At 51.5% G+C, this 25591-nt stretch carries 20 protein-coding genes and 1 pseudogene; 10 read left to right on the forward strand and 11 right to left on the reverse strand.

Annotated features, from left to right (window positions below):
- Nucleotides 1–11: 11 nt before the first annotated feature.
- Together CJA_RS11975 and CJA_RS11980 are read right to left on the reverse strand one after the other, a co-directional pair.
- Nucleotides 12–1538, reverse strand: a complete 1527-nt coding sequence (locus CJA_RS11975) for a tryptophan halogenase family protein (RefSeq protein WP_012488082.1) — start codon at nucleotides 1536–1538, stop codon at nucleotides 12–14.
- A complete protein-coding gene (locus tag CJA_RS11980; protein WP_012488083.1) occupies nucleotides 1538–3379 on the reverse strand; it encodes an SGNH/GDSL hydrolase family protein in 1842 nt (613 codons plus the stop codon). The genes CJA_RS11975 and CJA_RS11980 overlap by 1 nt, the downstream gene beginning before the upstream one ends.
- Nucleotides 3380–3605: 226 nt before the next feature.
- Between CJA_RS11980 and CJA_RS11985 the strand changes: the two genes are divergently transcribed.
- The 9 genes from CJA_RS11985 (at nucleotide 3606) to CJA_RS12020 (ending at nucleotide 11985) form a co-directional block, all read left to right on the forward strand.
- On the forward strand, nucleotides 3606–5465 hold the full coding sequence (locus CJA_RS11985; RefSeq protein WP_012488084.1) for a carbamoyltransferase family protein: 1860 nt from the start codon (nucleotides 3606–3608) through the stop codon (nucleotides 5463–5465).
- A gap of 3 nt (nucleotides 5466–5468) precedes the next feature.
- Nucleotides 5469–5876: an SxtJ family membrane protein gene (locus CJA_RS11990; protein ID WP_012488085.1), complete on the forward strand. Its 408-nt coding sequence runs from the start codon at nucleotides 5469–5471 to the stop codon at nucleotides 5874–5876.
- Nucleotides 5876–6028: a DUF5989 family protein gene (locus tag CJA_RS19535; RefSeq protein WP_012488086.1), complete on the forward strand. Its 153-nt coding sequence runs from the start codon at nucleotides 5876–5878 to the stop codon at nucleotides 6026–6028. Before CJA_RS11990 ends, CJA_RS19535 begins: the two co-directional genes overlap by 1 nt.
- Before the next feature lie 102 nt (nucleotides 6029–6130).
- The gene (gene mnmA / locus CJA_RS11995; protein ID WP_012488087.1) at nucleotides 6131–7267 is read left to right on the forward strand and encodes a tRNA 2-thiouridine(34) synthase MnmA; all 1137 of its coding nucleotides are present in this window, start codon (nucleotides 6131–6133) and stop codon (nucleotides 7265–7267) included.
- 39 nt (nucleotides 7268–7306) lie between these two features.
- Nucleotides 7307–7930, forward strand: a complete 624-nt coding sequence (hflD, locus tag CJA_RS12000; protein ID WP_012488088.1) for a high frequency lysogenization protein HflD — start codon at nucleotides 7307–7309, stop codon at nucleotides 7928–7930.
- Nucleotides 7931–8108: 178 nt separating this feature from the next.
- Nucleotides 8109–9488 (forward strand): adenylosuccinate lyase, encoded by a 1380-nt coding sequence (purB, locus tag CJA_RS12005; protein WP_041551488.1) that lies wholly within the window; start codon nucleotides 8109–8111, stop codon nucleotides 9486–9488.
- 70 nt (nucleotides 9489–9558) lie between these two features.
- Entirely contained in the window at nucleotides 9559–10713 is a 1155-nt protein-coding gene (locus tag CJA_RS12010; protein WP_041551489.1) for a cupin domain-containing protein, read from the forward strand.
- A 311-nt stretch (nucleotides 10714–11024) separates the two neighbouring features.
- On the forward strand, nucleotides 11025–11471 hold the full coding sequence (locus CJA_RS12015) for a GNAT family N-acetyltransferase (RefSeq protein ID WP_041551490.1): 447 nt from the start codon (nucleotides 11025–11027) through the stop codon (nucleotides 11469–11471).
- Between the two features lie 13 nt (nucleotides 11472–11484).
- Nucleotides 11485–11985, forward strand: coding sequence for a DUF7931 domain-containing protein (locus CJA_RS12020; RefSeq protein WP_012488092.1), 501 nt, complete (start codon nucleotides 11485–11487; stop codon nucleotides 11983–11985).
- Nucleotides 11986–12018: 33 nt separating this feature from the next.
- Here the strand turns inward: CJA_RS12020 and CJA_RS12025 are convergent, their stop codons facing one another.
- From CJA_RS12025 to CJA_RS20020, 5 genes and pseudogenes are all read right to left on the reverse strand, one after another.
- The gene (locus CJA_RS12025) at nucleotides 12019–12276 is read right to left on the reverse strand and encodes a SymE family type I addiction module toxin (protein ID WP_012488093.1); all 258 of its coding nucleotides are present in this window, start codon (nucleotides 12274–12276) and stop codon (nucleotides 12019–12021) included.
- 260 nt (nucleotides 12277–12536) lie between these two features.
- On the reverse strand, nucleotides 12537–13247 hold the full coding sequence (locus CJA_RS12030) for a hypothetical protein (protein WP_012488094.1): 711 nt from the start codon (nucleotides 13245–13247) through the stop codon (nucleotides 12537–12539).
- A gap of 71 nt (nucleotides 13248–13318) precedes the next feature.
- Complete coding sequence (locus CJA_RS19935; protein WP_337999149.1) at nucleotides 13319–13690, reverse strand: DUF6680 family protein; 372 nt, start codon at nucleotides 13688–13690, stop codon at nucleotides 13319–13321.
- 104 nt (nucleotides 13691–13794) lie between these two features.
- Nucleotides 13795–14216 (reverse strand): annotated as a pseudogene (locus CJA_RS19095) (IS3 family transposase); the annotation flags it as partial.
- 8 nt (nucleotides 14217–14224) lie between these two features.
- Nucleotides 14225–14356: a transposase gene (locus tag CJA_RS20020; RefSeq protein ID WP_392397689.1), complete on the reverse strand. Its 132-nt coding sequence runs from the start codon at nucleotides 14354–14356 to the stop codon at nucleotides 14225–14227.
- Between the two features lie 275 nt (nucleotides 14357–14631).
- Between CJA_RS20020 and CJA_RS12045 the strand changes: the two genes are divergently transcribed.
- Nucleotides 14632–15309, forward strand: a complete 678-nt coding sequence (locus CJA_RS12045) for an IS110 family transposase (protein ID WP_012488095.1) — start codon at nucleotides 14632–14634, stop codon at nucleotides 15307–15309.
- On the opposite strand, the gene CJA_RS12050 is transcribed toward CJA_RS12045, so the two are convergent.
- From CJA_RS12050 to CJA_RS19540, 4 genes are all read right to left on the reverse strand, one after another.
- Nucleotides 15269–17716 carry a LamG domain-containing protein gene (locus CJA_RS12050; RefSeq protein ID WP_012488096.1) on the reverse strand — a complete coding sequence of 816 codons (2448 nt, stop codon included), beginning with the start codon at nucleotides 17714–17716 and terminating at the stop codon, nucleotides 15269–15271. The two genes, CJA_RS12045 and CJA_RS12050, sit on opposite strands and share 41 nt — an antisense overlap.
- A gap of 69 nt (nucleotides 17717–17785) precedes the next feature.
- On the reverse strand, nucleotides 17786–18142 hold the full coding sequence (locus tag CJA_RS12055; protein ID WP_012488097.1) for a hypothetical protein: 357 nt from the start codon (nucleotides 18140–18142) through the stop codon (nucleotides 17786–17788).
- A gap of 5 nt (nucleotides 18143–18147) precedes the next feature.
- The gene (locus CJA_RS12060; RefSeq protein WP_012488098.1) at nucleotides 18148–18933 is read right to left on the reverse strand and encodes a hypothetical protein; all 786 of its coding nucleotides are present in this window, start codon (nucleotides 18931–18933) and stop codon (nucleotides 18148–18150) included.
- A gap of 8 nt (nucleotides 18934–18941) precedes the next feature.
- On the reverse strand, nucleotides 18942–25541 hold the full coding sequence (locus CJA_RS19540; RefSeq protein WP_187422466.1) for a hypothetical protein: 6600 nt from the start codon (nucleotides 25539–25541) through the stop codon (nucleotides 18942–18944).
- Nucleotides 25542–25591 lie beyond the last annotated feature (50 nt).

Here is a 25591-nt window from a genome sequence, read left to right on the forward strand (position 1 = left end):
CCAGACAGGTGTTATCCCCGCTGCAACAAGGCAGCCTGCTCCTGGAAATTTAAACTGCATCCGGCAATAAACGCATCTATATCGTCCAGGCGATAGCGATGCGCCTTTGCCGTACCCGGTTGCAACGCCTGCCGATCGGGAAACAGGCCATAACCGCTCAGCAGGGTGTACCAGGACATGGGCAAATAATATTTATCCATCTCGCGCCGGGTAATTTGCTCAACCACATTTCCCGCGTTAACCCAGGTTTGCAAGACCGCACGCAAATTATCGGAAATCGCCTGATGGCTGCGGTTAGCCAGCCAGTAGTCGGTATCGCTACGCGAATTACAGACATAGTGGGCAACAATATAATCGCGGACGCCTTCAAAACGCGCATTAATCCGCTGGTTAAACGCATCGCGGTTCGCCGGGGTGAAACCGCCCAGTTCCCAGGCATCGATAAATCCCTGGATAGTCTCCTGCACAATGTGCAGTGCTGTTGCCTCCAACGGCTCAATAAACCCCTGCGACAAACCGACTGCCAGGCAATTGTACGACCAATGTTGCTCCAAACGCCCCACATTCATTTTGAGGTGGCGCGCCTGTACATCGGCATCGAGCAAACCCAGCTTGCGGCGCAATTCGGTTTCAGCCTCATCCGCCGAACAAAACGCCGATGAATAGACATAGCCATTGCCAATGCGATGGGTCAATGGAATCTCCCAGGCCCACCCGTAACGCATAGCCGTAGACAGGGTTTGGCTGCCTATTACCGCTCCCTGGGGCGAGGGCATGGCAACAGCCGCATCATTAAACAGGTTGTCTGCAAATTTTTTAAACGGCACACCCAATGTCTTTTGTATCAGCAGGGCATTAAAGCCCGTGCAATCCACAAAAAAATCGGCAGTGATGATATGCCCCTGATCCGTTGTGACGGACACCAGCTCACCGGAACCTGCACGCTGGACTGATTGCACCTTCGCCTGGATATGGTTTACACCAAGGCCCACAGCCCGGTTACGTAAAAACTGCCCCAATAACCCCGAATCAAAATGATAGCCATAACCGATGTTGAACGGAAAATTAGGCGCTGGCAGCGGCCCCTTATGATGCTCGGCCAAATGGGCACTCAGGTAAAAACGGTCGGGGTGGGCATACACATCCACCCCATGGCGACGCACATCGCAGTTGTAAAAAAACGCCGGCTGGGTATGCAGGTCGATGTCGGAATCAAAGGGATGAAAATATTCCCCATAGCCCGGTTTGCTCGACCACCCCTTAAAGCGAATACCGTTTTTATAGGTGGCATGGCACGCAGGCATCCACTCCTGCTCGGCAATGCCCAGATAACCAAAGAAACGTTTTAGCTGGGGTGTCGATCCCTCTCCCACACCGATAATGCCGATGTCCGGCGATTCCAGCAGGCTGACCTCAACACCCGATGCAACCCAGCAATGGGCCATCAAATTAGCCGCCATCCAACCGGCAGTGCCACCGCCGACAATAAGGATTTTGGGCGGATTCGATTGACCATTCATCAGCGGAACACCAGACATTATTTTGCCTGCGCCCTGCGCGCAGCCAATTGTTGTTTCACTGTTTTAGCCGTCACATTATCCGGCTGCCATAGCAATACCTGATCCAGCAAGCGTTCCCCTTCACGCGCGTTACCACTCAAAATCCGCGCATGGGCCAGCGCCAGGTGGGCATTTATATTTTTTTCCGAGTAGTGCACGGCACGCTCCAACACGCGAATGGCCTCTCCGAAACGATTTAGCTGGATCAGTTCCGTACCCGCCGAGTAATTCACATCGACTGTCGTCGGTAAGGCGTCGGCCAAGAGAACCAGCGCTGTAACAGCACCGGTTTTATTGCCTTCTTTTTTATAGCCCTCATAACTGAGCTTGACCATGGTTAACCAGTCAATGCGTTTATCCACCATATCCTTACCCAATTGATCCTGCCAGTTGCGCACAGGCAACTCACGCACAGCGCGCGGCGTGTGCGTAAAGGGATAATCGGCCAGCAGGCGCTCGATAGATGATTCGGCGGTATAAAACTCGGCGGGCAATATGGGTATTTGCTGCCGGGCCAGCGGTGTATCTGCCCTGGGGGTTTTGGGTTGCAAAGGCAATTGGCGAAGCAATGGGGTGAAATAGGCATCTGCCAACCAGAAATACCCATCCACATTCGGATGCAAATGCTCCAGCATTACTTCCTTGCCAATAATGCGTTGTGGCGATTGCACCGCTAACTGGATTTCACTCTGAACCAAAATCGCGCCGGTTTTGGCAGAGACGCGCTGGATAATCTCATTCATCGCCGAGGGCGCACGAAAACGCAATTGATCCCAATCGCGCGCATTGGTGTACCAGGATAAGGCACTGGCATAGTCCTGTTGTCGATCGGCAAGCTGTCCCAGGCGATAAGCCGCCAAGGCATGTTGTTGCCTCCCGAGTTGCGCCTGTAATTGCACCTGTAGCCGGTGTACCTCATCCAGCGGGATTTGTTCAATATCCGCCGGGATAGATTCCAGAACCTGTGCCAATTCGGGCGCTGTTTCACCGGTATCAAAAGGAGCCTGGTGACGAAGATTACTGGCTACTGTACCTATCAACACCGGAACTCCGGCTTTCCGGTAGCGCTCCAGCAACAGCGTCATATTGCCTTCAAACTGTTCCAATCCCTGTTGATACAGGGCAGAGCCCAACACAATATTTTTTTCGCGCGCCACCCGCGCCATCAGGGTGCGATTGCCGGCCTCATCATTCGCTTGCGTGCGCGGCCGCTCACCTTGCCAGGTGACATACAAACGTTGCAGTGCCTGGTAAAGGCGCAGGTCTTTAAGGGCTAACATGAGCAAGGTGGTCGCGCGGCTGTGGCTGGCATAAGCCGACCCCACCCCCATCACGCCCAGGTATTCGTTGTGACCGGTATAAATCACCACCAGGTCCGGCTCAATCGCGAGGATTTCCCGGCTGAAATCCAGCAGGGTGTAAGAGTTAACGGCCGACATGGCCGTCTGTATCACTTCGACATAACGATCCGGGTACTGGTATTGCAAACGCTGCTGCAACATACCCGCAAGCGACGCACCCAGCCCATAGGGATAGCCCGCCGCCGATGATTCCCCCTGGATGACAACCCGCAGGGCATCGGGCCTTTTCTGCCGGGTAAAGTAGGTGGACTCAATCTTGACCGGCGGTGCCATTTCCGGTTTGGGGAAATAGCGGTTGACCACATGCGGATTGGTTAGCAGGTAGCCCGGTTGTGATGGATCGGAAATAAACAGGGGATAGGAATAGCCAAAACCCGATAACCGCAAAGCGGCTTCGATCAGGGCAAAAAACAAAAGCGGGATAGCCACCAGTACGGCGCGAAAAAACCAAATACGCATAAAACACCTGAGTGCGATTATTTATAAGAATGGTGTCGCTGCGATAGGAAAGCTTAGGCGATTTCTAATGATTCGTTATGGTTATCGACAAAATAACTGCCCAGCCGGATGTGCCGGTTACCATAACCAAATGCGGTGATTGCATCAAGTAAATCGCGCCATTACCATGCAGGTCACTCGCACACATAAATTTAATAAACAACCATAACTCACACGATCGGCCACTATGACACGCATTCTGGGGATTTCCGCCTATTACCACGACAGTGCCGCGGCATTGGTCATAGACGGCAAGATCATCGCCGCCGCCCAGGAAGAGCGGTTTACCCGTATCAAACACGACCCCGCTTTTCCCACCCAGGCTGTGCGCTATTGCCTGGATGAAGCGGGCTGTACCCTCGACCAACTGGACGCAGTAGTCTTTTACGATAAGCCGCTGCTCAAATTCGAACGGTTGCTGGAAACCTACCTCGCCCATGCGCCGCGCGGTTTTGGCTCCTTCCTGCGCGCCATGCCGATTTGGTTAAAAGAAAAGTTGTTCCTGAAAACCCTTTTACGCCGTGAGTTGCGTGCACTTCTACCAAGCCACACACTTCCGCCAGATACAGCACCTGCCGCCCCCCTACCCCGGTTGTTATTTACCGAGCACCACCAGGCACACGCCGCCTCGGCCTTCTTTCCCAGCCCTTTTGCCTCGGCAGCAGTACTCTGCCTGGATGGCGTCGGCGAATGGGCAACCAGTTCAGCCTGGTCAGGTCATGGCAACGACTTGCAACCCTTATGGGAAATCCATTTTCCCCATTCGCTTGGCCTGCTCTATTCCGCGTTCACCTACTACTGCGGTTTTCGCGTGAATTCCGGTGAATACAAGTTAATGGGATTGGCGCCCTACGGCGAGCCGCGCTATGTGGAGCAGATTTACCAACACCTGATTGATGTCAAACCCGATGGCAGTTTCCGGCTCAATCTCGATTACTTTGCCTATCCCACCGGCGAGCGCATGACCAACGACAAATTCCATGCGCTCTTTGGCGGCCCGCCGCGCTCGCCCGATACACTACCCACCCAAAAAGACATGGATCTGGCGCGCTCGATACAACAGGTGACCGAAGACATAGTGCTGAAGCTCGCCACCAGCCTCCACCGGGAAACCGGTATGGAAAACCTGTGTCTGGCTGGCGGTGTCGCCCTGAACTGCGTCGCCAATGGCGAGCTGCTGCGCAAAGGCCCGTTTAAGCAGATCTGGATTCAACCCGCTGCCGGCGATGCCGGAGGCGCCCTGGGAGCGGCCCTGCAAGCCTGGCACCAATACTACGATCAACCACGCACACCCGTCGCTGGCGACACCATGCAGGGGGCCTACCTGGGCCCGGCATTTGACGATGTCCACATCCGGCAACTGCTGGAGGAGCGCAACGCGCCCTACCAACACCTGGATGACGAACAACTCTACACCCATGTTGCCCGGCACCTGGCCGAGGATAAGGTGGTCGGCTGGTTCCAGGGACGCATGGAATTCGGCCCGCGCGCCCTGGGCAATCGCTCTATCCTGGGCAACCCGGCCTCGGCGGCCATGCAATCCACCATGAACCTCAAAATCAAATACCGCGAGTCCTTCCGCCCCTTCGCTCCAGCGGTCTTAGAAGAAGAGGCCGCCCGTTATTTTGAGCTGAATAGCACCAGCCCTTATATGCTGCGGGTAGCACCGCTCGCTAACGACTGGCGCCTGCCCGATAGCGGTGAACCCCTGTTTGGCCTCGACAAGTTAAAGCAATCGCGCTCACAGTTGCCGGCCATTACCCATGTGGACTACTCCGCGCGGGTGCAAACCGTCTCGGCAGAGACCAACCCGCGCTTTACCCGCCTGTTACACGCCTTTAAGGCACTGACCGGTTGGGGGTTGCTGATCAATACCTCTTTTAATGTGCGCGGTGAACCGCCGGTATCGACCCCGGCACAGGCCTATGACTGCTTCCTGCGCACCGAGATGGACTACCTGGTGATGGGTAACTACCTGCTGGATCGACACCAGCAATCCCCCCAGGCCATCCACCAGGCACGCCAGCAAGCCTTCGCACCGGACTAAGCCATGCACACATCCACACCGCCCACCACCAAAGCCTTGCGCGAATTTGCTTATACCCTGGCGATCGCCTTTCCAGTTGTCTTCTGCCTGCTGTTGCCCTGGCTGTTCAACTACGCTATCCCCTACTGGCCGTTGGCCATCAGCGGCATCTTGTTGCTGCAAGCCTGGCTCCATCCGCCCAGTTTGGCTCCCGTCCAAAAGCTCTGGATGGCCCTCACCGGAATCCTGGGGTGGATCAACACCCGGATTATCCTGGGCCTGGTGTTTTTCCTGCTGATCACCCCGATCGGCTGGATACAGCGCCGACGCCACAAACTGCATTATCATCCGAATGTTATCCCTGAGGCCGACAGCTATAAAATCCGTCGCTCCCAGCCACTAAGCCCTACCGATTTGGAGAATCCCTTCTGATGTTGGAATTCCTGCAAGACCTCTGGCGCTTTCTCAAAGTACGTAAAAAATTCTGGATGCTGCCCATCATCATCGTGCTGGTATTGCTCGGCGCCCTGGTAGTTGCCAGCCAGCAATCGGCCCTGGCAGGGTTCATCTATACGCTTTTCTAGGGTTTATCCCGATTCTGGGGCCTGTTCTGACACCTTGCATTGGCACAGCCGGTACGAGGCGGGTAAAATGCCCGCCTTTTTCCTTTGCCGATTCTGGTTGCCATGTCTGATGTAACGCCCTCCACTGCCCCTGTCACCACCAGCCGCTCCCCCGGTGCCAAGGTTATTGTCGGTATGTCCGGTGGTGTGGACTCCTCTGTCTCTGCCCTGTTGCTGCAACAGCAGGGTTATGCAGTTGAAGGCCTGTTTATGAAGAACTGGGACGAGGACGATGGCACCGAATACTGTACCGCCAAGGCCGACCTGGCCGATGCGCAGAGGGTGTGCGACAAGCTGGGTATCAAGCTGCACACCGCCAATTTCGCCGCCGAATACTGGGACAATGTATTCGAGCACTTCCTTGAGGAATACAAGGCTGGCCGCACGCCCAACCCGGACATCCTGTGCAACCGCGAAATCAAGTTCAAAGTCTTTATGGAATACGCACAGATGCTGGGCGGTGAGCTGATTGCCACCGGCCACTATGTGCGCCGCGCCGACCGCAATGGCCACACCCTGCTGCTCAAAGGCCTGGATCCGAACAAGGACCAGAGCTACTTCCTCCATGCCGTTGGTGAAGCCGAATTTGCCAAATCCCTCTTCCCGGTGGGTGAACTGGAAAAACCCGAGGTACGCCGTATTGCCGAAGAGCACGGCCTGGTCACGCACAACAAAAAAGACAGCACCGGCATCTGCTTTATCGGCGAACGCCGCTTCAAAGACTTTTTACAGCAATACCTGCCGGCCCAGCCGGGCGAGATCCAAACCCCGGATGGCCAGGTGATCGGCGAGCATATGGGCCTGATGTACCACACCATCGGCCAGCGCCAGGGCCTGGGTATAGGCGGTGTAAAAGGTGCCAATGAAGAGCCCTGGTTTGTGGCGCAGAAAGACCTGGGCCGTAATGTATTGATTGTGGTTCAGGGCACCGACCACCCGCTGCTCTATACCAACCACCTGCTCGCCCAGCAGACCCACTGGATCAACGGCAGCGCGCCTGCCAGCGAATTCCGCTGCATGGCTAAAACCCGCTACCGCCAGCCGGACCAGGCCTGCCGTGTGCAGGTACTGGATAACGGCAGGCTGGATGTGTTCTTTGATGAGCCGCAACGCGCCGTGACCCCCGGCCAATCCCTGGTACTCTACGATGGCGACACCTGCCTGGGCGGCGCGGTGATTGAATCCACCGATAATTGTTAAGCTTTATATCACCTTTAACCGATTGCGAGAGAGCGTTGCGTGAGCAAAAACTGGCAAGACATTACCCTCGCCCTGGCGGGCATTTTCCAGGCCACCCACCTGGTTGACCAGGTGGCGCGCACCGGCCATTTGCCGCCGGATGCCTTCAAATGCAGTATTGAAAGCCTGCTTGACCTGAATCCACCTGACACCCTGGCCGTTTATGGTGGCGATGCCGCCAACCTGCGCACCGGCCTTGAAATCATGCGCGAGCTGTTGCGCCCTAGCTCATCCAAATACCGTGAAACCCTGCGTTATGGGCTTGGGGTGTTACACCTGCAAAAAAAGCTCGCCGGACGCCGCGATATGCTCGGCGTGATCGGCAGCCGCATCGACCAGGCGGCCCAGCAAGCGGAAACCTTTGGCAGTACCCACGACAATGTGATTGCCAACCTCGGCGGCCTCTATAGCGAAACCATCAGCACTTTCCGCTACCGCATCCAGGTCAATGGCGAATACCAGTACTTGCAACAAACCCGTATCGCTAACCAGATTCGCGCCCTGCTGCTCGCCGCCATCCGCTCCGCCATGCTCTGGCGCCAGGTGGGCGGCAACCGCTGGCAGCTGTTGTTTTATCGCAAGCAAATCTCCTGGCAGGTAGAGGATTTATTGCGCCGGATGTGACTAGCGGTGCAACGGAAAGAATAGGCTTTCACTCAGAGCACGCCGTCAATACGTCCCTGTAGGCTCGAGGTCGGCATCCATGCCTCTCTCGTCCCTGAGCGAAAGCCTATTCTTCCCTCTCAACATCCGTAGTATTCGATACAAAATGTTTAATTAACTTTGATCAATGGAAACCACCATGAGCAATTCCTTCGACACCCTCTCGGCCCTCAACGCCGTCTCCCCGGTAGATGGCCGCTACGGCAGCAAAACCACTGCCCTGCGTAAAATTTTCAGCGAATTCGGTTTAATCCGTTTCCGTGTCGAAGTGGAAGTGCGCTGGCTGCAACAGTTAAGCCGCCATGCACAAATCAGCGAAGTGCCCGAATTCAGTGCCGCAACCAATAGCTTCTTGGATAACCTGGTTGCCAACTTTGACGAAAACCAGGCGCAGCAAATCAAAGACATTGAACGCACCACCAACCACGACGTAAAAGCCGTGGAATACTTCCTCAAAAAACAATTCGCCGGCAACACCGAGCTGGAAGCTGTTCTCGAATTCGTACACTTTGCCTGCACGTCGGAAGACATCAATAACCTGTCCCACGCCCTGATGCTGCGCGAAGGCCGTGAAGAATTCCTGAAAGACGCTGAGGCAATTGTGGCCGGCATTGTGAAACTGGCCCACGACTATGCCGAGGTACCCATGCTCTCGCGCACCCACGGCCAAACCGCATCACCCACCACCGTGGGTAAGGAAATGGCCAACGTGGCCGCACGCCTGCGCCGCCAGGTCAACGCGGTAAAAGCAGTGGAACTGCTGGGCAAAATCAACGGCGCCGTGGGCAACTACAACGCGCACCTGTCCGCCTACCCAAGCATCGACTGGCAAGCCAACGCACAACAATTTGTGCAAAGCCTGGGCCTGACCTGGAACCCCTATACCACCCAGATCGAGCCCCACGACTACATCGCCGAACTGTTCGATGCGGTTGCGCGCTTCAACACCATCCTGATCGACTTCGACCGCGATGTCTGGGGCTATATCTCCCTCGGCTACTTCAAGCAAAAAACCATCGCCGGCGAAGTGGGTTCCTCCACCATGCCGCACAAGGTCAATCCTATCGACTTTGAAAACTCCGAAGGCAACCTGGGCATCGCCAATGCTATTTTCACCCACCTGGCGCAAAAGCTGCCCATCTCCCGCTGGCAGCGCGACCTCACCGACTCCACGGTGCTGCGCAATATGGGTGTAGGCTTTGGCTACAGCATGATCGCCTACGCTTCCACGTTAAAAGGCATGGGCAAGCTCGAATTAAATCGCGCGCGCCTGGAGGAAGACCTGGACAACGCCTGGGAAGTGCTGGCCGAACCTATCCAAACCGTGATGCGCCGCTACAATGTAGAAGAACCCTACGAAAAATTAAAAGCGCTGACCCGCGGCCAGGCCATCACCAAAGAGCTGATGACCCAATTTGTGGAAACCCTGGATATCCCCGAAGAAGCCAAACAGTTATTGCGTGAACTGACCCCTGCAACCTACATAGGTAATGCGGTAGATCAAGCCAACGCCATTTAACACATGGTGAAATAAAGGGCTCGCAAGGGCCCTTTTGTTTTTTGAATCAACACAGTGTCGGATACCAACCATGATTGCTCCCCTCACCCATCTCGGCGATATGCCCATCGAAGAATTCCTGCGCGATTACTGGCAGAAAAAACCGCTGCTGATCCGCAATGCTTTTCCCGGCTTTGAATCGCCCATTGCGCCCGATGAACTGGCGGGTTTGGCGCTGGAGGAAGAGGTGGAGTCGCGCATTGTGCTGGAAAATGGAGCAACCCCCTGGGAATTGCGCAACGGCCCCTTCGACGAAGATACCTTTGCCAAGCTGCCGGAAAAACGCTGGACGCTGCTGGTTCAAGCCGTAGACCAATGGGTACCCGAGGTAAACCAGTTGCTGGATTATTTCCGCTTTATTCCCAACTGGCGCCTGGATGACCTGATGATCAGCTACGCCCCCGACCAGGGCGGTGTCGGCCCCCACTTCGATTACTACGATGTGTTCCTGCTGCAGGGACTGGGCAAGCGCCACTGGAAAATCGGCCAAGTGTGCGATAACAACTCACCGCGTGTGGAAGGCACGCGCTTGAAAATCTTGAGCGAATTCCACACCACCGATGAATGGGTACTGGAACCCGGCGATATGCTGTATATCCCGCCCGGCATCGCCCACTGGGGCAATGCGGTGGGTGATGACTGCATGACCTACTCTATTGGTTTCCGCGCTCCCAGCCATGCCGATATCCTCTCCGAAATCGGCCAGGAAGTTGCGCTGAATATTGCCGACGACCTGCGCTACAGCGATCCGGATTTAAAGCGGCAAAGCAATCCCGGTGAAATCGGCCCCGAGGCCATTGCACAATTGCAGCACATCATCCAGCAACACCTGACGCCGGAAACCATTGCGCACTGGTTCGGCAAATACATGACCGAGCGCAAATACCTGGAGCAAACCGACGAGGAACCACTGGAAATCGATGCCGACGACTGGCAAGCCGCACTGGCCGATGGCCAATTGCTGTGGCGCCACCCGGCAGCGCGCCTCGCCTTCCACAGCGATAAAAACGGCACCTTTTTATTTGCCGATGGTGAAGCGATTAACTGTTCACGCGAACTGGCTGAGTTAGTCTGCGCCGAAACAGAAATCAGCTGGGTGCAAATCAAACCCTTCGTGCAAGAACCTTTTGATGTGGCAGCGTTATCACAATTAATCAATCAAGAAACGCTGTTAATCGACGAATAATCAAAATGACCAACTCACAAGGGGTTTCGATATTTCTTCCGAGACCGTGTGCGGCATGGATGCCGCACTCGAGCCCCCAAGGAAGGGTTTACGGCGTGTCTCGGAAGAAATATCGGAACCCCCACCTGACACAGTGCAACTTAGAGATACGTCAAAAACGATAAAGCAAAATAGATTCGGTGCCACCGGCGGCTTTCCGGTGTTACTACTGTGACACGCCGTGAATCCATCCCTGGAGGCTCGTCGTCGACATCCATGTCTCCGACGGTCACAGTAATAACACCGGAAAGCCTATACATTGGACTTTGAACATGGCTGTTGAAATATTAAAGACTGACTGGCAAACCCACAGTGCGGAACTCACCCGAGTCCGCACGCTGGTTTTTATGGAAGAACAACAGGTCTCAGCGGAAGATGAATGGGACGGATTGGACAACAGTGCCACGCATTTTCTGGTCACCGACAATCAACAAACCATAGGCTGCGCACGTTTGCTACAGGAACATCACAACGGCCAAACCCTATTCCATATTGGACGTGTCGCCATACTCAAACCCCGGCGCGGGCAAGGTATTGGCCACCAATTAATGCAGGTAGTCATTAACCACTGCCGGCAACTCTCGCCAACAACCCCTATCTACCTGCACGCCCAATGCGAGCGGCAGCATTTTTACGAGGTGTTGGGCTTTGAAGTTGAAGGCGACATCTTTATAGATGCAGGTATTCCCCACATCAGTATGCGCTACAAAACACAATGACAGGAACCACCCCATGGCCGAACAATCCAGTGTCAGTGAATACTTATGGCTGTTAGACGGGCTCGACGATTTTCAACAACAAAGCCTCTTGCTGGTTCAACAAAGTATTCGCCAAATCGCCATCCTCACCCGCGACCTGGACGCCCCCGTCTATGACACGGCGGAATTTATCCAGGCCCTCTCCAACTTTGCCCGCGCCAGCCGCCATGCACAGGTACAGATACTCGTCAAAGACACCAAACCTGCCATAGAACGCGGCCATAAACTGATTCGATTAACACAACGCCTCTCCGGAAAAATCCAACTGAAAAAAATGACCGTAGAACCCAACAACAGCGAAATGGGTTTTATGCTGTGCGACAACAGCCAATTACTCTACAAAAACGACGAAGCCACCTACCGCGGCTTCGCCAACTTCCAGGCCGCACGCGAAGTACGACAACTGCGCGAACAATTTAATTATGTGTGGCAATACGCAGAGGAAGAGCCGGAGTTTAAACAGTTAAGCCTCTGACCTTTGGGCTGGATGCTATAGCCACACTCCAGGCTATCCATCGGATGAAGCGGAAAGGATGATTTGACCGGGGCTGACAGTCACTTGCAGCTCGGTACCAATCGGCAGGTTAGCCTGCTCCAGCCAATAACCTTTGAGCAGGATAAACGGCACAAACCGCGGGCGGGACTTTTTGCGGAAGGTCGGGCTGTGGAACTGATAATCGTAATAGCCTTCGCGGACTTTGAGCTGGCGATGGTAGGGAAACTTTGCAGTCGAGCGGAACTCTGGCTTATCATTGCGCTTAGCCATAATGGACTCCTGTTTAGTCTGTTGTGGTTAGCTGCCTCTGGGTGTTACCGCACTCAGGGGTAGCGCCTTTGTTTAAAGGGTTTTGAATGTAAGAATTGCTGCTTGAATGCTCCTTTATTTGGGTTGCAAGCAGGGATAATGAAACACCAAGAAGCTGTATAAATCAACAGTTTCTTGGTGTTTTTTTATGCGGGGGGAGCTGGGGGAGTTTACGTCTAACGTCGCACTCCGCAGAAAAATTGTCCGACGGCAGCGCCTTGTTAGCACTTTTTGCTGAGATACTGTTTACGGCCTTCATAGTCGCTCATATTGTTTGGAAATGGCCTTTTACAATTCGCACATATTGCCCTTTGCGTTTGGCCTCGCCTATAGATAAGCCTGTAGAGGCTACCTGGCATCCAGGGCTTATCAATAACCTCCAGTTCACTTTCACCGATATAACCGCACTCTGGGCATGCACACAAATAAAAGAAACGATCAGGTAGATTCGTTTCAAGTAGATCTATGAATTGAGCTGCCACTCCCTTTATGTATTCACTTTTATTTTCAGGGGTTAATCCGGTGTTAAAAATACAGTCTGAGCGGTCATTTACCATCCAAAGATCTTCGCTTAGCTCATCCCAAATACTATAGATTGCTTCGTAATCAGATTTCAAATAGAAGCTTTCTAGAATACCTACGCCTTTTTCTGGTTCAAGATCACCAGACACGATTTGCTTACAAAGAGCTTTCGCATAGATTTTTAGGCCTTTCTTTTTATCGGGAAGAGATAAACCAAGATCCTTAAGCGATTTTTGAAAATATATTTCAACTTCTTCTGAGTCAGGATGTCGTTCATATCCCATACTGGCTAGAATAGCGACATTTTCAGACTCAACATTTTCATACAGCAAAGACTCAGCCCATTCCGTATAGTCTTTCGAATAGGCACTACCTAAAGCGCGTTTTCCAGTAAGCAGTTCAAATTTCATATGAGCACTAACGCCCGGCACAGCGGGCAACTTGTAGCAGCAGCGGAAAGTTAGTCCACTGCTGCTGATTGTTATGGCTGTCGACTCGTTGGCCTGGTGTTATAAGGGCGCAAGAAGAAAGAGTCATTCATTTCGCGATAGCTGACATTGACGTCGTGACACATTGCCTTGATCAGGACGATCAACTCATCTTCGGAATCTACCCCAGGAGTAGTAACGGCTTTGTGGTGACGATTTAGAGCGTTCATCACCTTCGCTGAGCTATGGTACGCAATGAATATCTCGTTTAATGCTCGAGAGAATTCGTCGCCAGTCAAATCGTACCGATTCGCCATGAACCGCTTTAGCGTGTCCAGTTTCGATTTTCGCTGTTCATGGCGCCTGTAGTAAAAGGTTGATACTGCTACTCCGGCCAAGCCCGATACTAAAGATGATAGGACCATCCACAAAATTTGTTCGTTGCTCAACGCTGTCTCCGATTGCCATAACGCCTGAATTAAGCCGCGCCGCGTAGCGGCATGATCTTCCCCCGATAAAATAGACACACTTAGTTACACACTAAACGTTCTTCATATTCAACGGGACTTTGGTAATTAATACCCGAATGCAACCGGGCTGTATTGTAAAATCGGTTTATATACCGTCCGATAGCCGAACACAACTCCTTCAAACTCTCAAGCGTACTCCCACGAATCAATTCTGTTTTCAAACTGTGGTAAAACGATTCCATGTGTGCATTATCGGTGCAGCAACCAACACGATTGACACTGTGTTCCAATCCATGCCACCTGAGCATGGATTGGTATTCATGGCCAATAAATTCCACACCTCTATCTGAGTGAACAATAACTCCCCTGGGATAAGCCGTTCTACACGCTTTTTACCAACGCAATGTCCCTGCTTTTCAAGTGCTTTCTGAATGCGTGGGCTTCCATAGCGCCCCTCACTTTCTGTGTAGATCTTTTGAATCAACTGACTTACGGATGTATTCCAAGGCCATCTGCCACATCGTTAATTTTGTAATCAGGATCGCTACTGAGCTTGACCGCCCGGATTTTAAATTCTGTTGAATAAGCCCATGTCCTACGTGGATTTTTGTACCTTGGCATAATGACACCTTCTCGTTAGAAAAAGTGTCTACTAAATCGGGGGAGGTTCACCATCCGTTTGATTGCTTTGTATGATTGATTTCGACCGTTTCCATCAAATTCATAACGCGATAAGGTGGAGCCCATACCTGCGTCAACAGGTATTCAGTAAGGTAGCCCGATTGATTACTGGCGCCGTATATCGAGCCCGTTAACAAGCGTGGGCACCTTACTGATTCTACTTTTAACTCGAACAGTCGAATGGGCTCCAAGCCCGAATGTAGCAAGGGTGAGTTATGAATACAACTACCAACGCACACATTGATTGCCGCGAAAGACATGTAGGAATCGACATCGGTAAAAGCATGCTGGATGTGTGCATTTACGAACTTGATGTTTATTTGCAACACCCCAACACCCCGGAAGGAATTCGCACGTTACTGAAAAAACTATCGCGTTACAAGCTGACCCGCATTCTGGTTGAGGCAACCGGTGGCTACGAACGCGGCTTGGTAGAAGCCTGCACGGAAAAAGAATTGCCGGTCATCATTGTGCAGCCAACCCAGGTGCGCCAGTTCGCCAAAGCCCAAGGCATTATTGCCAAAACGGACAAGCTGGATTCGCGCTTAATCGCACGATTTGGTGCTGTAATGAAGCCGGAGGTTAGGCCATTAAACAGTAAAAAAGTCCGCTATATCAGAGACTTGTTATCGCGTAAGCGTCAATTGAATGAGATGCGAACCCAGGAGCTCAACCGTCAGCACAAGGCGCCTGCCATACTGGCAGCAACGCATAAGCGCCTGATCAAAGTGCTTGATAAAGAGATCGAATGGGTCAACCAGTTACTGGCCAAAGCGGTCAGCGAAGTGACCGAATGGCAGCGCACTTATGAGATTTTAAATTCTGTTCCAGGTGTGGGTGATGGCGTCACCTTTACCTTGCTTTTGCACGATATTGACCATTTTCCTTCTTAACATCCCCTTCCCCCAAAACAATATCTACATTTCTACGAAAAGCAGCAATACAACCACTGGTACTACCTTTTTTACACAACTCATCTATTGCACCCTCCATGCTTTCTCTATTTTGAATCGTTACCCAACGTTGCTTCTCTAAAAATTTAACAGGATCTCCGCTTGCATACCTATGCTGCAACTGGAAATAAGCTGTCTGCACCAAGTGAAACATGGCACCATGACCACTTCCCGACAATACCAGATTATTGCTTTCTTCATCATCAGGTGGCTCTTCAATCCATTTCCCGCCCGTCGCTGCATCGCCAAAAGCAGTAGCAAACTTTTTCGCAACCTGCACAGAGACCTGTGGGTTCAAACCTTTATTGTCACATTTGAGATCCGCTTGAGTAAGTGTTTCATCGGGATCTGGTTCATCCTGAGGATTAATAAGTGCACCACAAGTCATTTCCCAACCTAAATACGCAATCGTTGCAAGCACAACAGGCGTTGAATAACGCATATTGCCTTTATTTCGTACAAAACTAACCAAAGAGCGCTGCCCTGCCTTCAAATTCAATGTCACTGCGGCTTTTAAGGTACTTGGTGAATGAAGGTATTTCACAAAATCTTTCGCATCAGCGCCCTTCAAACTCTCTTTAATAACCTTGATAGCATCGGGTAATGCTTTAGCCTCAGCAGAAGATACTCTCGTAGCCACTGTCGCTAATGCTTTTCCAAATGCACGACCAGAAATACGCACAACAGTACCAGTTACACCGGCATGAGCCTGACTCATCATCCAACCCAGCGGCAACGCCGGTTGTTGTGGCTCAAACAAGGCTACTTCCGGTATTTCCCCTTCACCATCCCAACCCTCCGCCGGCAGCGCCAGGTATTCCACCCAGCTCAGAATGTCCTCTCCACTGTCCACCGTCCTGAACATAAACTCCAAACCCTTCCTCGCCTCAGGGTCGTTGTACATCTCCGCTATCACGATAAAGAACGGGATCATGTGCCACAGAATATCGAACTGCCCCTTCTTCGCCCGCGAGATCACTCCGCTGAACATGCCCCCAAAATACTTCAGGAACTTGGGATTAATCCCTTTCAAGGTTTTAAACAGAACACCCAGGCTCTTCGCAAATGGCTGTAAAACCCGACCCGGCGGTAGATAGGTCGCTGCGATGATCAGGTTGACGATAAACGTATCTCCCTCAAACTTGTCCGGATCCGTGACCGCATAGGCCAACTGTTGCAGTACTATCCCCAACTCCTGTACCGGCAGGAAGAAACCCACCACACTCATCACTCCACCCCAGAATCCCGCATGGGCCTGCGGGAACAGGAAGTTCAGCGGCAGGGCAACCGTCTGCAAATCCAGCGGGGTGCCCTCGCTGTGCATTCCCGCCATCACCTCGAAGGCTTGCAGGGAGATCAGCGACGCATATTGGTGAACCTTATCGGTATGCACCGCTACACGATGCAAGCTGATCTGGCCTCCATGTTCATGCAGCTTGCCGGTACTCCTGAGAGAAAGGGTTTCCAGTTCCTCCACCAGGGTGACGGTGGTTTGGGTGCTGCCATCGGCAAAGGTCAGTACCGGTGATGAAGCCCAGTTGTACCATTTGAGATTGTCGAGATAGCCGTTGAAGGCGCCGGCAATGACCAGGTCATGATTGGCTTCGGGGTCGTCATTGCCGCTGCTGTTGCCACTCCAGAGATAATCCACCGCACCGCTGGCCGGGGTTTCGTAACGCTGGTCGTTGACCCACAGTTCCAGCTTGCCCCCCTGATAACGGGCAGAGACCTGATACCAACGGGCGGGAAAGATCGGATTACTGGTGACCGTAAAGTCACCTTCAGTTGTACGTACACGGTAGCTGAAGCGCATACCGCTGTAACTCAGGCGCTGGCCACCTTGCCCCAGGTTGACCAGATCACCGCCAACCTCACCCTTGGGATACACCTCCAGGGTAAAACCCGTGTTCTGCGCTAAACCCAGGGCACTGACACCATCGCCCCAGGCCTTGCTGGTGCCCGGATTGAACGCCATGCTCGTGCCCGCTCCCAGGCGGGCATTCTGCTGCGGCGATACCTGCATTCCCTTTAACGGGAAGCGACCGCCGTCATCATCCAGGGTGTTGTCATCTATCTGGTTAAAGAAATAGGCCGCGATAGGCGCAAGGTTCGGATCGTGGCTATCCCCGAGGGTTACGGTGATTGGCTCGCCTACGGAACCCTTGACCTGGATACTGGCCGCCGTTTCGTAGGGAACATTAACGCCAACACCGTCGAACCGATCATAGGTGAAGGTGCCATTACCGGCGCGGTCACCTATGACCGCTGCATTGGCCACCTCCAGGTCACGCTCTTCCGGATTGGCATAATTAACGCTGAAGGCCTGACGCTTGACCGAGGTGCGCAATACCTGTGCGGTGATTTCACCAATCCCCTGGGAGCCCGGTGCGGTTACGGTGGTCGTGGCTTTATGGTTTTACCACTCGCTGTCCTCAGGATTATCCATATACAAATCCTGAACACCGCAAAGCTCCAATAACTCACGGATTTTGGGCAACAAATCAAAGATGATCCAGCCGCCATTAACACAGGTTTCAAATTGATTGCCATCCTGTTCCCAGGATTCAAAAATTAACGCTTCACCACCCGCATTACTTTTATCGCACTCGTCCATAATTTCAGTGATAAGTGCTGATGCCTGTTCACCAAATCGGTCAAATTGTTCTTCCAGCCAGGCACCACGTTTGTGGTCACACAAGCCTTCGGCTAGCTGTACCCAAAAGTCAGTATCCTTTTCAGGGCTGGTGAATTTAATATCGACATAAATTTCCATGCAGCTTATTGATTACCTTTTTTAGCTTCTTGCCATAATTCTTTAATTTCATTAGACACAACTAAAGAATCTAGAACCATAGGGAAATTAGTCAAAAATTTCATTCTAGCCTCAAGAGCATCCCCATCCAAAGAACCTACTTGCGACTGACAATCGATTATCGATTTGAACATAGATTTAATTATTTTAGCCGCCCTATGAATAAACTCACCTTCATCATCTTTTTCAAAAACATTATCCGGAAGCTGTTCAAGATAACTAGAAAAATAATTTATTTTTGTAATCCACTTTGGCTCATTAGCATAAAGGCCCGACAACCACCCTTTAATACCTAGAGAAAATTTTGCTGCAATTTTTCCGTAATCAATGTCAAAGCCAACTATTTTTTTTTCTTTTCCTACAGGAACACGTGATGCAATCACTGGCCGAAAAATTTCACCTGCAAAATAATCCCACATCGCAAGCTCCTGACTCTCATCAAGCGCACGACCGGACATATCGCCAAACTGGAAATAAAATATTTTTTCAAACTCCGATGCTGCTTCCTTTGTATCAAACATATGCTCAAAAATATAATCCCATGCCTCCGGTGTCTGAATTGGGAACCAGTAGAACTTGGCACCATCACTCATTTCTTCGCCATCACGAAGAGTCCCTGTCATAAAATAATGATGAACTTTTTCAACCTCCTTTTTCCTTAATCCTTCACTCAGGCTTTCTCCTATAGGCTTCCATAGCGCCTCTCGCCTTTTTATCCACTCCGGGTCTTTTGTAATCGACAAATCAATCATGCTGACTCCTATAACTCTTCTTCTTTGATAGCCTCTAATGCCTCTTCAAACCCTATTGAGGCCAGAGACTGTAAAAACTCTTTCAAATCCGCATATTCAATATGGTCTTTAGCAGTAATATTTTTACCCATATTGGTTTCAAATATATCCTTGTACTTTCCTTGATGCTCCTGAATCGGCTGGGTCAATCCACCATAGATAGTATCTTTATCATTTTGATTACCCAAACCAGGCGACACTTCAAGCTTGTTAGTCTTGGGGGACTTGATTTTAAATTTCTGGAAGCGCCATTTAAAATCATTTGATACCGATATAACCTGATTCTGATCCTGCTCATCTAAAGGCATACGTGCATGTTTAACATTAGCTGCTGCCCTGTCCAGAGAAAATTGCTTGGGCAATACATATTCACTGCCTTTATGACCTTTACCCAATCCCCACGCCTCAAAGGGTTTTCCTTTCGTCGCCGCAAGCTTTGTCAGACCTGGCCCCGTATCCGATAACGCAGAATAGGACTTCAACTCAATCCATTGCTCTGCACCATTACCTGACTCCAGAACAATATCCACTCGGCGATTGTATGATCCATAAATATTCTCTTTAAAGTTACTATCTTTTCTATTAGTTGCATCCTCATAGTCAACTCTTTTTTCGCTATCTTTATACAACCAAATCCACCGATTCCCCTCAATAGCCTTGATTTTCTTACCTCCTGCACGATGCAGTATTTGATAGTACGCAATCTGGTTCAGGTGATACATGGCTCCATGACCATGGGCAAAATCCCGGTAATTTTCGCCCTCATCAACTATCGGTTCTTCATCAAATTCCTTGGTTATAGAATCCGCCAACACTCGCTCATAAAGGCTATAAACTTCCCAACGGTTTTTCCCTCCGGTAATACCTTTATCGTCACACTCCAAAGCGGCAAGATTATCTGATGCACTTGCTTTTTCTTCTGCAGTAGCATCTTTCTTTTCGCCTGATTTAATATCCAACAACCTGCCACAAGCAAGTTCCCACTCCAAATAAGCTACTGTGGCAATAAACGTTATTGGTTTATAACGAGCATTAGTTTTACCCTTCAGGAAATTAGCCACACCTTTCGCACCTTGTCTAACCGCAACACCCGTTGCAGCCACCAGTAACCCAGGTTTAAACAGGTATTTTCTGATAGCCGCTGCATCGGCTGATTTTGCCGTTTGTACAATCACTTTTAGCGTATCCGGCAAATGCTCAGCAGATTCTTTACTAATCCTATTGACTGCTTTGGCCAGAGAAGCGCCAGCCACTTTCCCACTGATTCTCTTAAGCACATTCTTCTGCGCATAAGCCTGATTCATCATCCAACCCAGCGGCAACGCCGGTTGTTGTGGTTCAAACAAGGCTACTTCCGGTATCTCTCCATCGCCATCCCAACCCTCCGCCGGCAGCGCCAGGTATTCCACCCAGCTCAGAATGTCCTCTCCACTGTCCACCGTCCTGAACATAAACTCCAATCCCTTCCTCGCCTCAGGGTCGTTGTACATCTCCGCTATCACGATAAAGAACGGGATCATGTGCCACAGAATATCGAACTGCCCCTTCTTCGCCCGCGAGATCACTCCGCTGAACATGCCCCCAAAATACTTCAGGAACTTGGGATTGATACCCTTCAGCGTCCTGAAGAGGACTCCCAGGCTCTTCGCAAACGGCTGCAAGACCCGCCCCGGCGGCAAATAGGTCGCTGCGATGATCAGGTTGACGATAAACGTATCTCCCTCAAACTTGTCCGGATCCGTGACCGCATAGGCCAACTGTTGCAGTACTATCCCCAACTCCTGTACCGGCAGGAAGAAACCCACCACACCCATCACTCCACCCCAGAATCCCGCATGGGCCTGCGGGAACAGGAAGTTCAGCGGCAGGGCAACCGTCTGCAAATCCAGCGGGGTGCCCTCGCTGTGCATTCCCGCCATCACCTCGAAGGCTTGCAGGGAGATCAGCGACGCATATTGGTGAACCTTATCGGTATGCACCGCTACACGATGCAAGCTGATCTGGCCTCCATGTTCATGCAGCTTGCCGGTACTCCTGAGAGAAAGGGTTTCCAGTTCCTCTACCAGGGTGACGGTGGTTTGGGTGCTGCCATCGGCAAAGGTCAGTACCGGTGATGAAGCCCAGTTGTACCATTTGAGATTGTCGAGATAGCCGTTGAAGTCGCCGGCAATTACCAGGTCATGATTGGCTTCAGGGTCATCATTGCCGCTGCTGTTACCACTCCAGAGATAATCTACCGCGCCACTGGCCGGGGTCTCGTAACGCTGGTCGTTGACCCACAGCTCCAGCTTGCCCCCCTGATAACGGGCAGAGACCTGATACCAACGGGCGGGAAAGATCGGATTACTGGTGACCGTAAAGTCACCTTCAGTTGTACGTACACGGTAGCTAAAGCGCATACCGCTGTAGCTCAGGCGCTGGCCACCTTGCCCCAGGTTGACCAGATCACCGCCAACCTCACCCTTGGGATACACCTCCAGGGTAAACCCCGTGTTCTGCGCTAAACCCAGGGCACTGACACCATCGCCCCAGGCCTTACTGGTGCCCGGATTGAACGCCATGCTCGTGCCCGCTCCCAGGCGGGCATTCTGCTGCGGCGATACCTGCATTCCCTTTAACGGGAAGCGACCGCCGTCATCATCCAGGGTGTTGTCATCTATCTGGTTAAAGAAATAGGCCGCGATAGGCGCAAGGTTCGGATCGTGGCTATCCCCCAGGGTCACGGTTACCGGCTCACCCACCGCGCCCTTGACCTGGATATCGGCGGTCGTTTCGTAAGGGACATGGACGCCGACACCATCGAACCGATCATAGGTGAAGGTGCCATTGCCGGCGCGGTCACCTATGACCGCTGCATTGGCCACCTCCAGGTCGCGCTCTTCCGGATTACCATAGTTAACGCTGAAGGCCTGACGCTTGACCGAGGTGCGCAGTACCTGTGCGGTGATTTCACCAATCCCCTGGGAACCCGGTGCAGTTACGGTGGTAGTGGCTATTCCGTTGGCATCGGTGATTAATTCCGTGGCCTGCAAATAACCGTAAGTGCTGCCCAGGCTGACATCGATACCCGCTGCCGGTGCCCCATCCTGATCCGTGACCGTAACAACGACAGGGCCGGACTTGCCGGCCTCCAGATTCGTCGGCGCAGACAGCGCTACATTGAGTGGACGCACATTCAGATCAATCGTGTGGGACTGGTCGCCGACATGAATGGTCAGCCTGGCCTGCTCGGCATAATCGCCACCTTCCATCGTGACGCTCGCACGGCCGCTGCTCGTCGCCGTATCCGCCGACACTGTCAGCAACGCCCCTTCCGGGAAAAAGCTGACACCCGTACCGTCCGCCACCAGGTTATTGTTTTTATCCCGGATAACAAAGGTGACGGTGGTTTGCCCAAGGCCGCCGACCGATAGGTTGCCCTGGGATTGATCCACCGAAATCTGGGCCGGTACACCGGGAACCACTTCAAATTTAGGCAATTCGGCCTTGGTTTCCTCAACCCCCACCAGCTTGATGGCAACACGGGTAGAAGCGCCGGTTACCGGTGGTAAACGCACTTCGTTAAAGAAAACACCTTGGTCATCATCGCTTTCAGAGGTGGTTTCCAGGCTGGCGCCAGGCGCGCTCCAATTAACCACGATGGGGGTTTTGATTTTTTCTGAACGGTCTGCATAACCCAGCAGCCGCGCCTGTAATGGCACTACGGGATCGTCGGCACTGACATAAAGGGTACGTCCTGCATTTGCATCAAAGCCTGCAAGCTGGGTATCCAGAATGAGGTGTTCAAAGGCATATTCCCAGAGTATGTTCCCTGCATCCTGATTGGAATACAAACGAATCGTCAGGAAATCCTCCGGAGACAATCCGGCCAAGTGCTCTATGTTTTCAAAGCGTATTTGCTGGTTTGGCTCGACACTAAGGCGAATTTCTTCCTCCCCCAGTGCCAATACCAAATCCTGTGGGCCATCTATAGGGTTCAGTCGATCAACACCAGCCCCAAATAATGAATACAACACCTCGATCAGTTTGTCCGTCGATGCAATAACAGGTGTTTTTGCATCAAAGATATTGGTTTTTTCCTCTACACCATCATCCCGTTCAGTAATACGGTTAATCTCTGCAATTTCCAGCTCATATTGACTGAACTGATATTCGGGGCGATAACTCCACGAATAGGTTGGCAGGGGTTTTATGAGATCAACTACAGGCTCAGAACTCTCGTCATCGTCTTGCTCACGCTTGAGATCACGATAGGCCTTATAAATCTGCCATGTATCATTTTCATCAAATAATGGGGTTAAGAATGGCGTGAATTTTTGTGGTCGCCCCTCAAGGCCAACGCCGAAATTGGTACCGCTGAAATCCGGCTTTTCATTTTTCTGGGTGCCGGATACATGAACATAAAAATGCTCAGGGGTCGTCAGGTTATCGCTGATTTTCAGAACCTGGGTGTTACGCCCAGGGGGAATAGGGAAATTGGCCAAGTCACTTGGCGATACAGCCACCAGGCTCTGATTGCCCGCAGCACGCGCCAATCGACCGGTCAGCCCATACTGTTTCCCATTATCCTCACTTAATCCCTCCGGCAATGGGCGGCCATCGTGATCCAGCCACTCGGTAAAAACCTCGATAGCTGTATCGCTGGTTAAGGCTGCACCTTCCTGCCCAACCAAATACTCTTTATCTTTGTTTTCGGCATTCACAACCCCCTTGTCCAGAGTATATTTGCGCTCCGCCCAGATCTTCAGGTTTGGCGGCTCAAGGAAGGTATCTTCAAGTTTTACACTGAGTAAACTGCCACTGTTCATGCTGGCATCCGTTAATTGGATGCGCTGAGTCCCCACATAACCGGTAGCACGATTGATGACCACCAGGCGAATCCACTCCCCTGATTTGAGGTGATCCGCCTCTCGCTTGCGCAACGGCTCTGCCAAACGATAGTCTTCCGCCCAATCTTCCCAATTCTTGCTACGGTTAATCGCCCCTATATTCAGGTTGTGGTCCATGGGTCCACGCAACATCAGGCGATAGAAGTAGGACTGCTCACCTTCTCCCAAGCCGATATCCACCCGACTACTAATTTCTTCATCCTTTAACCCCTGGCGCTCCAAAACCAGTTTTCCGGTTGACTCACGGAATACCAAAATATCGGTATTTTTAAAATCATCTTTACTAATAGATTTGAGTAAACCATTGCTCTGGAATTTCTTTTCTGTATCGGCCAGCCGAACAAAATCAGGCTCTGAATCCGTTGCGCCAGAACCTTTTTTAATCGACGAACTGAGATATATCCCTTGAAGTGCAGCAGGATCTTGCAGGTTTTCCAAACTTTCGGCGGGGTAAGGCTCAAACACCTTTTTCGTAGAACCATCTTCTTGCGGCTGGTCTACCATACGCCCCAAAACAACGGTGTCATATTCACCATCACCATCAAAATCATAATGGTTTTGTGAAATGCGCTTATTATCCGCGGTTTCGGCTTCGTACTCGGTAATATTGGTTACCGATATTGGTGAGCCATCAGGATTGCGCAGGAAAATCCGGCCAGAAAGGAACATCACATCAACTTTCAAATCAATACTATAGAAATATGTGGACAAGGAGGCAGCCATCGCAGAAGCATTGACATAAGCCGCAAGCCCTAAAAAACCACCAACAGGTAATGGATCGTAACAATATGTCCAGTCCTGACGACGCAAATAATAAGGAATCAGTGGTGCGCCATAAGGGCTAAAATTGGCGTAATGCAGTTCGGCCCAGACATCTGTTGTATAGTCAAATCCTCCCGGGCAATAGGGGAGATAAAAACGCATACTGTATTTGCCTTGACTGTCTGTTAATGCCAGACTGCCTGGAAATACCTCCGGGCTGATATATACCTTTACGTGCTTAACTGGCCCGAAAATTTCATCATCATATTTACGTATTCCGCTATAAAACTCCTGCGATTCATTAGGGTCGCCAAAGAAGCCCACCCGTGGAGCAATATTGTTCACCGTACTGTGAATGACCTGTCCTTTATCATTTAGCAACAATGTTCCTTTTTCCGGGATCCCGGGTGCCTCTTGAGAAAGATCTACACTAAACGATAATAAGACCAATGGTTCCCAGGCACCCGAGTGACCACTTGTCAAAATACGGTTACTCTGCCCTCGAACCAACACACTTTTTACATAGGATTTCAGCTGTGGCTTAATGATATTGGTCTTGCCATCTGCCGCCTTGTAATCGGTCTGTTTAAATTTTTCGACTGAAACTATCTCTGCATCCTTAGCCAGATCATCCTTTCGGCTTTCCATATAGACATCGTACCGGGCCTTTTCCATACGATATTCATGTACAGAAATAATGCTGAGATCCTTAAACTCCCCGGTCCAGTTAACAACACTGACCTCTTCCCCATCCTCGTTATATTCCACCAGGATCGGTTTACCCTGAGTGTCCAGCACCATAGCACGAGCCATCACTGCACCATGCTTGAAGGCTTCCCCTGCAGGGGAAAGTGCACTGTATAAAAAGAGGAAAGCCAGGCAGATAAACCGGGGGAGCAGCCGAGAGAGATTTAACATAATTATGCCTAAAATCCGTGTCAGTTCAGTTGTTGTCTATTTCACTCAAG

The sequence above is a fragment of the Cellvibrio japonicus Ueda107 genome (assembly GCF_000019225.1).
Classification (GTDB): Bacteria; Pseudomonadota; Gammaproteobacteria; order Pseudomonadales; family Cellvibrionaceae; genus Cellvibrio; species Cellvibrio japonicus.

Excerpts from the sequence above, each read along its gene's own strand:
- CJA_RS11990 (WP_012488085.1), top strand. The coding sequence starts at position 5,469 with ATGCACACATCCACACCGCCCACCACCAAAGCCTTGCGCGAATTTGCT.
- CJA_RS12010 (WP_041551489.1), top strand. The coding sequence starts at position 9,559 with ATGATTGCTCCCCTCACCCATCTCGGCGATATGCCCATCGAAGAATTC.
- CJA_RS19535 (WP_012488086.1), top strand. The coding sequence starts at position 5,876 with ATGTTGGAATTCCTGCAAGACCTCTGGCGCTTTCTCAAAGTACGTAAA.
- CJA_RS12025 (WP_012488093.1), bottom strand. The coding sequence starts at position 12,276 with ATGGCTAAGCGCAATGATAAGCCAGAGTTCCGCTCGACTGCAAAGTTT.
- CJA_RS12055 (WP_012488097.1), bottom strand. The coding sequence starts at position 18,142 with ATGGAAATTTATGTCGATATTAAATTCACCAGCCCTGAAAAGGATACT.
- CJA_RS11975 (WP_012488082.1), bottom strand. The coding sequence starts at position 1,538 with ATGTCTGGTGTTCCGCTGATGAATGGTCAATCGAATCCGCCCAAAATC.
- CJA_RS12045 (WP_012488095.1), top strand. The coding sequence starts at position 14,632 with ATGAATACAACTACCAACGCACACATTGATTGCCGCGAAAGACATGTA.
- CJA_RS12060 (WP_012488098.1), bottom strand. The coding sequence starts at position 18,933 with ATGATTGATTTGTCGATTACAAAAGACCCGGAGTGGATAAAAAGGCGA.
- CJA_RS19935 (WP_337999149.1), bottom strand. The coding sequence starts at position 13,690 with ATGGTCCTATCATCTTTAGTATCGGGCTTGGCCGGAGTAGCAGTATCA.
- CJA_RS20020 (WP_392397689.1), bottom strand. The coding sequence starts at position 14,356 with ATGCCAAGGTACAAAAATCCACGTAGGACATGGGCTTATTCAACAGAA.
- CJA_RS11985 (WP_012488084.1), top strand. The coding sequence starts at position 3,606 with ATGACACGCATTCTGGGGATTTCCGCCTATTACCACGACAGTGCCGCG.
- CJA_RS11980 (WP_012488083.1), bottom strand. The coding sequence starts at position 3,379 with ATGCGTATTTGGTTTTTTCGCGCCGTACTGGTGGCTATCCCGCTTTTG.
- CJA_RS19540 (WP_187422466.1), bottom strand. The coding sequence starts at position 25,541 with ATGTTAAATCTCTCTCGGCTGCTCCCCCGGTTTATCTGCCTGGCTTTC.
- mnmA (WP_012488087.1), top strand. The coding sequence starts at position 6,131 with ATGTCTGATGTAACGCCCTCCACTGCCCCTGTCACCACCAGCCGCTCC.
- CJA_RS12030 (WP_012488094.1), bottom strand. The coding sequence starts at position 13,247 with ATGAAATTTGAACTGCTTACTGGAAAACGCGCTTTAGGTAGTGCCTAT.
- purB (WP_041551488.1), top strand. The coding sequence starts at position 8,109 with ATGAGCAATTCCTTCGACACCCTCTCGGCCCTCAACGCCGTCTCCCCG.
- CJA_RS12020 (WP_012488092.1), top strand. The coding sequence starts at position 11,485 with ATGGCCGAACAATCCAGTGTCAGTGAATACTTATGGCTGTTAGACGGG.
- CJA_RS12015 (WP_041551490.1), top strand. The coding sequence starts at position 11,025 with ATGGCTGTTGAAATATTAAAGACTGACTGGCAAACCCACAGTGCGGAA.